The sequence below is a fragment of the Micromonospora desertarenae genome (genome assembly GCF_056150265.1).
The window spans coordinates 531915-545294 of the sequence record NZ_JAXCFQ010000005.1 but is presented as its reverse complement, the minus strand read 5'-3'; the positions used below and the strand labels follow the sequence as shown (position 1 = coordinate 545294).

The following is a 13380-nucleotide window of genomic DNA, read 5'->3' as shown; positions in this document are numbered from 1 at the left end:
GGGGCCGACGTGATCGTCCGGATGTGGGAGGCGCGCGCCGAGCCGTACGGGGTGGCCGACCTGATCACCTGGGTCTGCGACACCGCCCTGCCGGAGTTCGACCACGACCCGCTGCACCTGTCCAGCGAGGTGTTCTCCTCCACCGACCACCGGGTGGTGGTCATCTCCAAGTGGCGGGGCAACCCGCGGGCGCTGCCGGATCCGCCCCCGACGCTGCTCGCCCGGCCCCCGCACTCGTGGGACTTCACGCAGGTCGACCGCTGACCGCCGGGCGGTAATTGGTTCGCGCGACGGATGGCCGTCCGTCTAGCTTCGAGGGGCTATGCGCTCCTTACCGGCCGGCGATCCCGGCGTACCCGACGCGCGGTCGGCCACCCGCTACCTGGTCTGGCTGGCGATGCGGCACAAGGCCGTGTTCAGCGCCGGCATCGCCCTCGGCGTGCTCTGGATGGTCGCCCAGGCGCTGATGCCCGCCGCCGTCGGCCGGGCCGTGGACGGGCTCACCCGCCGGGACGAGGGCGCCCTGGTCGCCTGGGGGCTGGTGCTGCTCGGCCTGGGCGTGCTCCAGGCGGTCGCCGGGATCCTGCGGCACCGGTGCGCGGTGTTCAACTGGCTGGCCGCCGCGTACCGGACGGTGCAGCTGACCGTGGAGACCGCCAACCGCCTCGGCGCCGCCCTGCCCCGCCGGGTGGCCGCCGGCGAGGTGGTGAGCATCGGCACCGCCGACATCAGCCACATCGGCCACGCCATCGACATCACCGCCCGGGGCACCGGCGCGGTGGTCGCCATCGTCACCGTCGCGGTGATCCTGCTGGGCGCCTCGGTGCCGCTCGGCCTGGTCGTGGTGCTCGGCGTACCGCTGCTGATGGCGGTGGTCGGCCTGCTCATCCGGCCGCTGCACCGGCAGCAGCAGGCGTACCGGGACTCCGAGGGAGCGCTCACCACCCGGGCCGGTGACATCGTCTCCGGGCTGCGGGTGCTGCGCGGCGTCGGCGGCGAGCCGGTGCTCTCCGCCCGCTACCGGGCGCAGTCGCAGGCGCTGCGCGCCGACGGCGTACGGGTGGCCCGGGTCGAGTCGCTGCTGGAGGCGGCGCAGGTGCTGCTCCCCGGCGCCTTCCTGGTGCTGGTCACCTGGCTCGGCGCCCGGTTCGCGCTGCGCGGCGAGATCAGCGCCGGTCAGCTGGTCGCCTTCTACGGCTACACCGCGTTCCTGGTCAGCCCGCTGCGGCAGCTCACCGAGGCGGTGGACAAGCTGACCCGCGGCCACGTGGCCGCCCGGCGGGTGGTCCGGCTGCTCCGGCTCACCCCGGAACTGGTCGACCCGGCCCGTCCGGCCCGCCTGCCGGACGGTCCCGGCGAGCTGGTGGACGTCGAGTCCGGGGTGACGCTGCGCCCCGGCCGGTTCACCGCGCTCGCCGCTACCGCGCCCGAGGAGGCCGCGGCGATCGTGGACCGGCTCGGCCGGTACGTCGACGGGGAGGCGACCCTGCACGGCGTACCGCTGCGGGACCTGCCGCTGGCCACGGTGCGCGAGCGGATCATGGTGGCCGACAACGACGCGCACCTGTTCACCGGGTCGCTCCGGGCGGAGCTGGACCCGCACGACACGGCCGACGACGCGACGATCGCGGCGGCGCTGGCCGCGGCCAGCGCGACGGACATCGTCGAGGCGCTGCCCGACGGGCTGGACAGCGCGGTCGCCGAGCGGGGCCGGGAGTTCTCCGGCGGGCAGCAGCAGCGGCTGCGGCTGGCCCGGGCGCTGGTCGCCGACCCGGAGACGCTGCTGCTGGTCGAGCCGACCAGCGCTGTCGACGCGCACACCGAGGCCCGGATCGCCGACCGGCTGGCCGCCGCCCGCGCCGGCCGGACCACCCTGGTCTGCACCACCAGCCCGCTGGTGCTCGGCCGCGCCGAGCATGTGATCTTCGTCGAGGACGGCAAGGCGGTGGCCGAGGGGACGCACGCCGAGCTGCTCGACAGCGAACCGCGCTACCGGGCCACGGTGAGCCGGGAGGAGGACTGATGGGCACCGCACTGCCGGTCGCCGACGCGGCGCAGGTGCGCCGGTACGCGCGCGGCCTGGTCCGCCGGCACCCGCGCGCGCTCGCCACGGCGCTGGCCCTGCACGCGCTGGCCGCCGCGGCCGGCCTGGTCGCGCCGCGGCTGCTCGGCGACCTGGTCGAGGGGATCTCCCGGGGCACCACCGGCACCACGGTGGACCGGATCGCCCTGCTCATCGCCGGGTTCGTGGTGGTGCAGTCGGTGCTGGTGCGCTTCGCCCACCTGGCCTCCGCCCGGCTGGGCGAGCGGGTGCTGGCCGAGCTGCGCGAGGAGTTCGTCGACCGGGTGCTGGCCCTGCCGCTGGCCACCGTCGAGCGGGCCGGCACCGGCGACCTGCTCACCCGTACCTCCCGGGACGTCTCGGCGCTGTCCCGCACGGTCCGCTTCGCGGTGCCGGAGACGCTCATCGCGATCGTCACCGCCGGCTTCATCATCGGCGCGCTGGTGCTGGTCGGCCCGCTGCTCGCGCTGCCCTGCCTGATCGCGGTGCCGGTGCTCTGGGCCGGCACCCGCTGGTACCTGCGCCGCGCCCCGCAGGGCTACCTGCGGGAGAACGCCGCCTACTCCGACATCACCGACGGGATCAGCGAGACCGTCGAGGGGTCGCGGACCACCGAGGCGCTGCGGCAGCAGGCGCGCCGCCGGGCCCGCATCGACGCCGACATCCGCCGGTCGTACGCGGCCGAGCGGTACACCCTCTGGCTGCGCACCATCTTCTTCCCGGTCGCCGAGATCGGGTACGTGGTGCCGGTGGCCGCCACCCTGCTCATCGGTGGCTGGTTCTACCTGGAGGGCTGGGTCAGCCTCGGTCAGGTCACCGCCGCCACCCTCTACGTGCAGCAGCTCGTGGACCCGGTCGACCGGCTGCTCTCCTGGCTGGACGAGTTCCAGGTCGGCGGCGCCTCGATGGCCCGACTGCTCGGCGTGGCCGGTAACCAGCCAGCCAACCCGGCCGCCGCCCCGACCACGACGGCCACCGCCCCCGCCGGCCCGGCGGGGGAGACGGGGCCGGGCGCGGACCGGCGGCTCGCCGCCCGCGACGTCCGGTACGCCTACCGGCCCGGTCGGGACGTGCTGCACGGGGTGACCCTGGTGCCCGAGCCGGGCGAGAAGCTGGCCATGGTGGGCCCGTCCGGCGCCGGCAAGTCCACCCTGGGGCGGCTGCTGGCCGGGGTGCACGCGCCCAACTCCGGCTCGGTGACCGTGGCCGGCCGGCGGCTGGACGAGCTGCCCCTGGACGAGTTGCGCTCGCACGTCGCGCTGGTCACCCAGGAGCACCATGTCTTCATCGGCACCCTCCGGGAGAACGTGGCGATGGTCCGGCCGGGCGCCGACGAGGCGGCCGTGGAGTCCGCGCTGGCCGCCGTCGACGCGCTGGACTGGGCGCGGGCGCTGCCGGACGGGCTGGACACCGTGGTCGGCTCCGGCGGGCACCCGCTCTCGCCGGCGCAGGCGCAGCAGCTGGCGCTGGCCCGGCTGGTGCTGGCCGACCCGCACACCCTGGTGCTCGACGAGGCCACCTCGCTGATCGACCCCCGGGCCGCCCGGCACCTGGAGCGTTCGCTGGCCGCCGTACTGGCCGGCCGGACGGTGATCGCGATCGCGCACCGGCTCTTCTCGGCCCACGACGCGGACCGGGTGGCGGTGGTCGAGGACGGCCGGATCACCGAGCTCGGCCCGCACGACGAGCTGGTCGCGGCCGGTGGCCCGTACGCCGCCCTCTGGCGCTCCTGGCACGGCGACCGGCCCTGACCCACGCCCCTGGTCGGCCCTGACCAGCCTCGACCGGCCCTGACCGGCCCTGACCCGGCGCGCGGCAATTCGGACGAACGGCCGTGCGCCGCCGGTCCGCCATACCACCATGTGTGGCGGGGGTGGGGCGTGGAGGCGCTGGTACTGATCGTGGTGCTGGGCACCACCGTGCTGGTCGGCACCACCCTCGGCGGCCGGTACAGCGTGGCGCCGCCGGTCCTGCTGATCACCATGGGCGCGCTGCTCGCGCTGCTGCCCCCGCTGTCGGAGGTGGTGCTCGACCCCGAGGTGGTGCTGCTGCTCTTCCTGCCGGCGATCCTCTACCGGGAGAGCATCACCACCAGCCTGCGGGAGATCCGGGCCAACCTGCTGTCGATCGCGCTGCTCGCGGTGGGCCTGGTCATCGTGACCATGGTGGCGGTGACGATCTTCGTGGAGCGGTTCGGCGTCGACCCGGCGGCGGCCTGGGTGCTCGGCGCGGTGCTCGCGCCGACCGACGCGGCGGCGGTCTCCGGCCTGGCCAAGCGGATGCCGCGCCGGATCCTGACCACCCTGCACGCGGAGAGCCTGATCAACGACGGCACCGCGCTGGTGCTCTTCTCGGTCGCCGTGGGCCTGGTCGTCGGCGGTGTCGAGCCGGGCCTGTTCGCCCTGACCGAGCGGTTCCTCGTCGCGTCGGCCGGCGGCATCGCCGCCGGCCTGGTGGTCGGACTGCTGGTCATCCTGATCCGCAAGCGGCTCGACGACCCGCTGCGCGAGGGCGGGCTGAGCGTACTCACCCCGTTCACCGCCTTCTTCCTCGCCGAGCTGCTCCACGCCAGCGGCGTCCTGGCGGTGGTGGTCGCGGGGCTGATGCTCGCCTACGCCAGTCCGCGGGTGATCCGGGCCCGTTCCCGGATCATGGCGTACGACTTCTGGGACCTGTCCACGTTCCTGATCAACGGCAGCCTCTTCATCCTGCTCGGGATGCAGATCCCGCGGGCCCTGCGCAGTCTGACCAGCACCTCCACCGCGCAGGCGTTGACCATCGCGGTGGGGGTGACCGGGGTGGTCATCGCCACCCGGCTGCTCTACGTCCACGTCACCACGGCCCTGATCCAGGCGGTCGACCGCCGCAGTTCCCGGCGGGCCATGCGGGTGCCGTGGCGGGTTCGGACCGCGGCCGGCTGGGCCGGCTTCCGGGGCGCCGTCTCCCTCGCGGCCGCCCTGGCGGTTCCGATGGCCACCACCGCCGGCGCCCCGGTGCAGGAACGCGATCTGATCATTTTCACCACCGTGGTGGTGATCGTGCTGATCATGCTGATCCAGGGCACCACGCTGCCGGCCGTGGTCCGCTGGGCGGGTCTGGTCGGCGACGTCCAGCGGGAGAACGAGGTGCGGCTGGCCCGGCGGCGGGCCACCGAGGTCGGGCTGGCGGCGCTGCCCGAGGTGGCCGCCCGGCTCGGCATCGAGCAGGAGGTCGTCGACCGGCTGCGCGGTGAGTACGAGAAGCACCTGGACACGGTGGCCGCCGAGGAACGGGGCGAGGCGCCGGAGCAGACCCGGGAACTCGACCGGCAGTTGCGCCTCGCCATCCTCGACCACAAGCGCCGGGAGGTCACCCGGCTGCGCGACACGAACCAGATCGACGACATCGTGCTGCGCGAGGTGCAGGCCGTGCTGGACATCGAGGAGATCCGCCTGCTCGGCCCGACCCAGAACGAGTAGCGGCCGGGCCGGCTCAGGTGCGGCGGAGCATCCGGTAGGTGGCGATCCCGCCGGTGCCCAGCGCGGCGAGGAAGACCAGCCAGACCACCGTGCTGCTGACGCCCATCTGCGGGCCGGTGTTGGCCGAGGCGGCGGCGAGCAGCCCGTCGTTGCCGGGGGCGGGCAGCGCGGCGGGTGGCAGTTCCGGCCAGCGCACCAGCCCGGTGCTCTCCAGCATCTGCATGTGGTGCATGACGAACCGGTTGGCGTCCTCGGCGAGTTTGCGCACGATCGGGTCGCGGGTGCTGGCCCGGATGGCGCCGATCACCGGGAAGATCTTGCCGTGCGCGACCCGCAGGCGGGTGACGAAGATCTGGTCGAAGCGCGCGCCGGAGGCGTTCTGCATCTCCTTCAACCAGCCCTTCTGCTCGTCCGTCGGGTCGGTCGGGATGGTCGCGCCCAGCTTGTTGGCCGCCTCCACGGTCAGCCGGTCCAGCTCCTCGTGCTCGGTGGCGATGGCCGCGCCGATCTCCCGTACCTTGGCCGACTGGCCCTTCTCGGCGGCCATCTGCCCGGCCGGCATCTCCCAGAGCCCGGCCAGCCGGACGCCGTTGAGCAGGGCGGCGTCGGCGGCGTTGAGCTGCTGTCCGGCCGGCGCGGCGACCGCCACGCCGGGCAGCACGCCCAGCCCGGCGGCGATCGTGACGAGCAGCACCGCCACCCGACGGGTGCGGTGCCCCTGCCGACGGCGGGCGGATCTGAGCGATGCCATGACTGTGCTGCCTCCTCGGTCCGTACGCGTCCGCCGGGCGATCGCGTCCCCGCCGGTCGCCCGTCCGCCCACTGGTACGGGCTGATCGCCCGATCAGTTCATTCGGCCGGGGCGGCGGGGTCAGTGGACGGCGGCCAGCACCAGCCCGAGCAGCAGCAGGGTGAGCGCGGCGGCGGCGAAGATCACCAACAGTTCCCGCCGGCCGTGCTCGGCGGACGGGTCGGCCGCGACCGGGGCGGCGGGCGGGGGCAGGTCCCGGGTGAGCGCGGCGAGGTCGCCGAGCGTACGGGCGGTCCAGACGGCACCGGCCCGTTCGGCGAACTCGTCGAGGGTGAGCCGGCCGGCGGCGGTGTGCCGTTGCAGCTCGGCGACCACCCGGTGCCGGTCGTCGTCGGAGGCGCGCAACTGGACGTCCACGGGGGACAGGCTACGCAGGAACGGCGCGCCCGCGGGTCCGCCGGACAGCCGAGTGTTCGCCCGGCCGGTGCCGCCGGTCAGCCGGCGTCGAGCGGGTCGGCGAGCAGCCGCTCGAAGGCCAGCTCGGCCGCGCCGATCAACGCGGCGTCCTCGCCCAGCTTGGGGGTGCGCAGGCGGACGTGTTCCAGGCAGGCGGCCAGCCCGTTGGAGTTGAGCCGGCTGCGCACCTGGGCCGCCGCGGCGAGGTAGAGGTCGCGCATGGTGCCGCCGAAGATGACCATCTCCGGGTTGAAGATGTTGACCAGGTTGGCCACCCCGAAGCCGAGCCAGTCGCCGGCCTGGCGGACCGCCGACTGCGCCCGGGCGTCGCCCCGGTCGGCGGCGTCGAAGACGGCCAGCAGCGCCTCCCGCCCCCGGGCGTCCGAGCGGCCGGCGTGGCGCAGCAGCGCGTGCTCGCCGATCTCGGTCTCCCAGCAGCCCCGGGAGCCGCACTCGCAGTGCTCGCCGTCGCGGACCACCTTCATGTGGCCGACCTCGCCGCCGTACCCGCCGTGCCCGGTCACCCGCCGGCCGCCGGCGATGATGCCGGCGCCCACGCCGACGTCCCCGTAGAGGTAGATGACGTTGTCGCAGCCGGCGGCAGCGCCCCGGGCGTGCTCGGCGAACGCCGCCACGTCGGCCACGTTCCCGACCGTGACCGGCACCTCGCAGCCCAGTTCCGCGCCGAGCGCCGCGCCGATCGGCTCGTCCACCCAGCCGGTGGTCGGGCCCAGCCGGACCAGGCCGTCGGCGCGGCGCACCATGCCGCAGACCGCGACCCCGGCGCCGACGCAGATCGACTCGCCCGGCACCCCGTGCTGCATCTCCTTGACCGCCCCGGCCAGCAGCGGCGCGGCCTCCGCCGCGGTCAGGTCGCGGGGGCGGTCCAGCTCCCGGCGGTCGAGCACGGTGCCGCCGAGACCGACCCGCGCGGCCCGCAGCCGGTCCACCTCGATGCTGTACGCGTACGCGTAGACCCGCGCCGACTCGGGCCGGACGACCAGCGACGGTCGTCCGGCCCGGCCGGTCTCCTTCGGCGTCCCCTCGCTGACCAGCCCGGCGCCGGCCAGGTCGGCGGTCAGCGCACCGATGGTGCTGCGGTTCAACCCCAGCGCGGTGGTCAGCTCCGCGCGGGTGGTCGCCCCGTGGACGTGCACGTAGCGCAGCAGCGCACCGAGGTTCTGCCGGCGGATCTCGTCCTGGCTCGGCCCTGCGCGCATTACTGTCGCCACGTCGGTACCGCGGGGGTCAGCGGGTGCCGGTCGCCGCGGAACGGCGCCGGGAGAAGGCGTCCACGCTCGCGGCGAGCAGCAGCACCACGCCGGTGACCACGTACTTCACGCCCGAGCTGTACCCCATCAGACCCATCCCGTTGTCGATCACCGCGACCACCGCACCACCGAGCACCGCGTCCAGCACCCGGCCCTTGCCGCCGAACAGGCTGGTGCCGCCGATCACGGCGGCGCCCACGGCGTAGAGCAGTACGTTACTGCCACCGGTGTTCGGGTCCACCGAGTTGGCCCGGCTGGCCGCCACGATGCCGCCCACGGCGGCCATCGAGGAGCAGATCATGAAGACCGAGATCCGGATCCGGTCCACGTTGATGCCGGCCCGGCGCGCCGCCTCCTTGTTGCCACCAACCGCGTAGACGTGTCGGCCGTAGCTGGTGCGCTGGAGCACGAAGGTCCAGAGGACCAGCAGCAGCGCGATGATCGGCACGACGATCGGTACGCCCTTGAGCGAGCTGATCAGGACGTTGCGGCTGCGCTCCAGGTTGAGGATGAAGACCGCGACGCCGAGGATCACGGCGAGGCCGCCGATCCGGACGAACACCACCGCGAGCGGATCGGTGACCAGCCCCCGGTTGGCGCGGTTGCGCCGCCGCAGCAGCTGCACCGCCGCGAAGCCGGCGACCGCCACGGCGGCCAGCAGCCAGCCGAGGACGGGAGGCAGGTTGCGGTTGGCGATGGCCACCAGCACGTCGTCCCGCACCGAGATGTTGGTGCCCTCCTCCATGAGCATCAGCACGACACCCTGGAAGGCGAGGAATCCGGCGAGGGTCACCACGAAGGACGGAATTCCGATCTTGGCGACCAGGAAGCCCAGCGTCGTGCCGATCACCACGCCGGTGACCAGGGCCGCGAGCACCGCTACGTACCAGGGGTAGCCCAGTACGGTCACCACGTTGGCCAGCACCGCGGCGCAGACGCCGCTGGCGAAGCCGGCGGAGAGGTCGATCTCGCCGAGCAGCAGGACGAAGACCAGACCCATGGCGATCAGCGTGACCGCCGCGCCCTGGGTGAACAGGTTGGCGAAGTTGCCGGCGGTGAGGAACGACGGCCGCATGATCGAGAAGACCGTGCAGAGCACGATCAGGCCGAGCACGGCCGGCAGCGCGCCGATGTCGCCGCCGCGTACCCGGGCGACGTAGTTGCGTACGTGGCTGCCGAGGGTGGGCGTCGGTGTGACCGCCGCCGGGCCCTCCTTCTGCACGACCGTGGTGGTCACTGGACGCCTCCTGTGGTGGTCTCGGCCGGCTCGGCGCCGTGGCCGTTGCTGGCCGCCTCGGCGGGGAGGCCGAGCGCGCCGGAGCGGCCGGCGGTGATCAGCTCCACCACCTGGGCGTGGGTGATGTCGGTGGTCTTCACCTGGGCGACCATCTGGCCGAGGTAGAGCGCGGCGATCCGGTCGGAGACGGCGAAGACGTCGTTCATGTTGTGCGAGATGAGCACGACGGCCAGGCCGTTGTCGGCCAGCCGGCGGACCAGTTCGAGCACCTGCGCGGTCTGCGCGACACCGAGCGCGGCGGTCGGCTCGTCGAGGATGACCAGCCTGCTGTTCCAGAGCACCGCCTTGGCGATGGCCACCGTCTGGCGCTGACCACCGGAGAGGCTGGAGACGTGCTGCCGCAGCGACTTCACGGTGCGGACCGAGAGCCCGGCCAGCGTCTCGGCGGCGAGCTGCTCCATGGTCGGCTCGTCCAGGACGATGCCGCTGCGCTTCTCCCGGCCGAGGAACATGTTCTGCACGATGTCGAGGTTGTCGCAGAGCGCGAGGTCCTGGTAGACGACCTCGATGCCGAGGGCGGCGGCGTCCCGGGGACTGTTGATGGTCACCGGGCGGCCGTCGAAGAGGAACTCGCCAGCGTCGGTCTGGTAGATGCCGCTGATGCACTTGACCAGGGTCGACTTGCCGGCGCCGTTGTCGCCGACCAGGGCGGTCACCTCGCCGGGGTGGGCGGCGAAGGCGACGTCACGCAGGACCTGGACGGGACCGAAGCTCTTGTCGATCCCGCGTAGCTCCAGCAGTGGTGTTGCGGACACGGGGTGTCTCCTTCGGATGGAGGGGAGATCTCGGAGCCCGTCCGGCGAGTGCCGCCCGGCACGGGGGAGTCCCGTGCCGGGCGGCTCGCCTCGGCGGGTACGACGTGGAGCGTCGGTCAGCTGATGCCGGCGTCGGCGCAGAGCTTGGCGTAGTCGGCCGTGCAGACCTCGTCCTTGGTGACGAAGCCGTCGGCGATCACGTCCTTGACGTTCTCCTTGTAGATCAGCTTCGGGGTGAGCAGCACGGACGCGACGTCACGGCCGCCCTCCGGGTCCTTGACGGTCTGCCCGGTCTCCTTCTTCTCACCCTTGGCGAGCGCGATGGCCAGGTCGGAGGCGGCCTTCGCCTCCTCCTTGATCGCCTTGTAGACGGTCATGCACTGGTCGCCGGCGAGGATGTTCTGCAGGCCCTGCGGGGTGGCGTCCTGGCCGGTGACCGGGACCTTCCCGTTGAGCTTGTTCTTCTTCAGCACCGAGATGGCCGCGTTGCCCAGCCCGTCGTTGGCGGCGAGCACGCCGTCGATCTTGCCGCCGGTCTGGGTCAGCATCTGCTCGAAGATCGTCGCGGCCTGGGCGTTGTCCCAGTCCGGCACGGACTGGTCCGGGCCCTTGGTGTACTCCTTGGAGTCGAACTTGGGCTTGAGGATCGAGTCGTACCCGTTCTTGAACAGGGTGGCGTTGTTGTCGGTCGGCGAGCCGTTCAGGTAGGCCACGACCGGGTTCTTGGCGCCCTTGTCGGTCAGGCACTTGGCCAGACCCTCGCCCTGGAGCTTGCCGACCGCCTCGTTGTCGAAGCTGACGTAGTACTCGGCGGAGCCGCCGAGGGTGAGCCGGTCGTAGTCGATGGTGGCGACGCCCTGCGACTTGGCCTTGTCCAGGACGGCCTTGCCGGTGCCGGAGTCCAGGTTGACGATCATCAGGGCGGTGACGCCGTTGGTGATCATCTGGTCGGCGATGGTCTGGAAGGCGGTCTTGTCGCCCTGGGCGTTCTGGATGTCGTACTGGACGCCGGCGGCCTTGAACGCCTCTTCCAGGAACTTGCGGTCGGCGCCCTCCCAGCGGGCGGAGGACTTGCTGTCCGGGAGGATGACGCCGATCTTCGGGGTCTTGGCGCTGCCGGCCTGGTCACCGCTGCCGGAGTCGTCGCCACAGGCGGCCACGCTGCCGACGGTCAGGAGGCCCACGGCGGCGAAGGTGAGGAAGCCCTTGCGCATGTGCAGGGTCCTTTCGAGGGTGGGGGTAGGTGATGTTTTGTTGTGCCCGGCAACGTATTCCGCTCTCCGACCCCACCACAAGGGTGCCGAGGTCATGAGTTTGTTGGCAGCGGTAACAATTCAGCAACGCCCCCGACACCCGACCATCCCCCAAAAGAAAGCGCTCCCACACCCCCCCACCCCTCCCCCCGCCCCCCGCCCCCTCGCACCGACATGTTGATCATGAGGTTTGCGGCGATATCCAGCCGGAACTGCGCCGCTAACCTCATGATCACCCCGCGGGAGCGGGGAGCGGGGGAGCGGGGAGCGGGAGGTGGGGCGGGGTCAGGGGGTGGTGGAGAGGGGGGCGGTGCGGGCGGCGGTGAGGGTGACCAGGTCGGACGGGGCGAGCTGGAGTTGCAGGCCGCGCCGGCCGGCGGAGACGTAGATGGTCGGGAAGTCCAGCGCGGAGGAGTCGAGCACGGTGGGCAGCCGCCTGCGCTGGCCCAGCGGGCTGATCCCGCCCCGGACGTAGCCGGTGACCCGCTCGGCCACCGTACGGTCGGCCAGCGCCGCCCGCTTGCCGCCCACCGCCGCGGCGAGCGCCTTGAGGTCCAGCTCGCCGGTGACCGGCACGACCGCCACCGTGAGTACCCCGTCGACCTCGGTGACCAGTGACTTGAACACCCGCTCCGGCGGCACGCCGAGCGCCTCGGCGACCAGCCCGCCGTAGTTGGGCGCGTCCGGGGAGACGTCGTACGGATGGGTGCTGTGCGCGATCTTCCGCTTCGCCAGCAGCGCTGTCGCCGGCGTTCCCTGTCCCGCCATGACCGACAAGCTAGCGGTGCCCCGCCCGCCAGGCCATCCGATACCTGCGCCCTGAGACGGGCCGACCGCCGGGCGGCGAGCGGCGAGTTGGTCAGAGGGCCGGCACGGGTTGGCAGAGCAGGGTGGTGGGGGCGCCGGCCACCCGGGTGAGCACCAGGCTGGCCGGATTCTCCCCGGCCAGCCGCAGGTCGCGGCGGAGTCGTTCCGGCTCCAGCGCCGAGCCGCGCTTGAGGATCTCCACCCGGCCCACCCGCCGCTCGCGGAGCAGCGCCCGCAGCCGCTTGAGTGAGAACGGCAGCACGTCGGTGACCGCCAGGCAGCGGGCGTACGGGGTGGTGGCCGGCGCGTCGGCGTAGAGGTAGGCGATGTCGGGGTCGGCCAGCGTGGCGTCGAGAGCGTCGGCCAGCTCGGCGACCAGGTGGGCGCGGACCACCGCCGGATCCGGGTCGTACAGGTAGCGGCGGACCGGCCCCACCGCCGCCTGCCGGTCGCCGGCGCCGGTGAGCACGTGGGCGTCCCCGCCGCGCACCACGGTGGCCCGGCGGGGGACCTCGGCCAACCGGCCGCACCAGAGGGTCGCCTCGACCAGGTCGCCGTCCACACTGACCCACTCCGCCTCGGCACCCGGCGGGATCAGCGCGTGGTCCAACCCGGGCGCCACCTTCACCACGGTGTACGGCACCCGTTCGGCCAGCCCGAGCACGAAGTCCCACGGCGGCGAGTAGGCGCTCGGGTCGAACACCCGCCGCCCGGTGCCGGTCTGCCGCCGCGCCGGATCGCAGAAGACCGCGTCGACCCGGTCGACGTCGAACGCGGTGGCGTCGCCGCACTCGACGGTGAACAGCTCGGCCACGCCGGCCGCCTCGGCGTTCGCCGCGGCCATCGCGGCGGTCACCGGGTCGGCCTCCACGCCGTACACCCGGATGCCGGCGCGGGCGGCGGCGAGCGCGTCGGCGCCGAGGCCGCAGCCCAGGTCGGCCAGGGTGCGCACCCCGGCGGCTCGCAACCGCTCGGCCCGCCGGCCGGCCACCACCCGGCGGGTGGCCTGCTCCAGCCCGGCGCGGGTGAGGAACATGCCGGCGGCGGCCGGTCCGAACTTGCCGGCCGCCCGGCGGCGCAGCTCGACCTGGGTCAGCGCGGCGGCGGCCAGCCCGGCCGGGACCCCGGCCGAGCGGAGCGCCGACGCCGCGGCCAGCGGGTCGCCGCCGGCCATCTCGGCCGCCGCGGCGAGCGCGGCCGACCCCTCGGCGGTACGCAGGGCGGCGAGCTGATCCAGATCCACCCGGCCATTGTCCCGGCCCCCGTTCCG

General features: G+C 73.5%; 12 protein-coding genes. 4 read left to right on the top strand and 8 right to left on the bottom strand.

Going from position 1 to position 13380, the window contains the following annotated elements; translation table 11 throughout:
- Positions 1–9 precede the first annotated feature (9 nt).
- The 4 genes from SM577_RS14115 (at position 10) to SM577_RS14100 (ending at position 5520) form a co-directional block, all read left to right on the top strand.
- Positions 10–264, top strand: coding sequence for a hypothetical protein (locus tag SM577_RS14115; protein ID WP_088997394.1), 255 nt, complete (start codon positions 10–12; stop codon positions 262–264).
- A gap of 58 nt (positions 265–322) precedes the next feature.
- The gene (locus SM577_RS14110) at positions 323–2023 is read left to right on the top strand and encodes an ABC transporter transmembrane domain-containing protein (protein WP_474579484.1); all 1701 of its coding nucleotides are present in this window, start codon (positions 323–325) and stop codon (positions 2021–2023) included.
- Positions 2023–3813, top strand: coding sequence for an ABC transporter ATP-binding protein (locus tag SM577_RS14105; protein ID WP_474587051.1), 1791 nt, complete (start codon positions 2023–2025; stop codon positions 3811–3813). The genes SM577_RS14110 and SM577_RS14105 overlap by 1 nt, the downstream gene beginning before the upstream one ends.
- Positions 3814–3942: 129 nt before the next feature.
- A complete protein-coding gene (locus SM577_RS14100; protein ID WP_302919463.1) occupies positions 3943–5520 on the top strand; it encodes a Na+/H+ antiporter in 1578 nt (525 codons plus the stop codon).
- Positions 5521–5533: 13 nt separating this feature from the next.
- Here SM577_RS14100 and SM577_RS14095 read toward each other — a convergent pair whose 3' ends face one another.
- The 8 genes from SM577_RS14095 to SM577_RS14060 all read right to left on the bottom strand — a co-directional run bounded on the left by SM577_RS14095 (position 5534) and on the right by SM577_RS14060 (position 13353).
- A complete protein-coding gene (locus tag SM577_RS14095; protein ID WP_302919462.1) occupies positions 5534–6271 on the bottom strand; it encodes a DUF4142 domain-containing protein in 738 nt (245 codons plus the stop codon).
- Positions 6272–6391: 120 nt separating this feature from the next.
- A complete protein-coding gene (locus SM577_RS14090; protein WP_474587050.1) occupies positions 6392–6688 on the bottom strand; it encodes a DUF1707 SHOCT-like domain-containing protein in 297 nt (98 codons plus the stop codon).
- Between the two features lie 77 nt (positions 6689–6765).
- A complete protein-coding gene (locus SM577_RS14085; RefSeq protein WP_302919460.1) occupies positions 6766–7947 on the bottom strand; it encodes an ROK family protein in 1182 nt (393 codons plus the stop codon).
- 28 nt (positions 7948–7975) lie between these two features.
- Positions 7976–9235 (bottom strand): sugar ABC transporter permease, encoded by a 1260-nt coding sequence (locus SM577_RS14080; RefSeq protein WP_302919459.1) that lies wholly within the window; start codon positions 9233–9235, stop codon positions 7976–7978.
- Complete coding sequence (locus tag SM577_RS14075) at positions 9232–10050, bottom strand: ATP-binding cassette domain-containing protein (protein ID WP_302919458.1); 819 nt, start codon at positions 10048–10050, stop codon at positions 9232–9234. The genes SM577_RS14080 and SM577_RS14075 overlap by 4 nt, the downstream gene beginning before the upstream one ends.
- A 116-nt stretch (positions 10051–10166) precedes the next feature.
- Entirely contained in the window at positions 10167–11264 is a 1098-nt protein-coding gene (locus SM577_RS14070) for a sugar ABC transporter substrate-binding protein (protein ID WP_302919457.1), read from the bottom strand.
- A 324-nt stretch (positions 11265–11588) separates the two neighbouring features.
- Positions 11589–12071 (bottom strand): Cys-tRNA(Pro) deacylase, encoded by a 483-nt coding sequence (ybaK, locus tag SM577_RS14065; RefSeq protein ID WP_474587049.1) that lies wholly within the window; start codon positions 12069–12071, stop codon positions 11589–11591.
- A gap of 91 nt (positions 12072–12162) precedes the next feature.
- Positions 12163–13353 (bottom strand): THUMP-like domain-containing protein, encoded by a 1191-nt coding sequence (locus tag SM577_RS14060; protein WP_474587048.1) that lies wholly within the window; start codon positions 13351–13353, stop codon positions 12163–12165.
- Between the last annotated feature and the right edge of the window lie 27 nt (positions 13354–13380).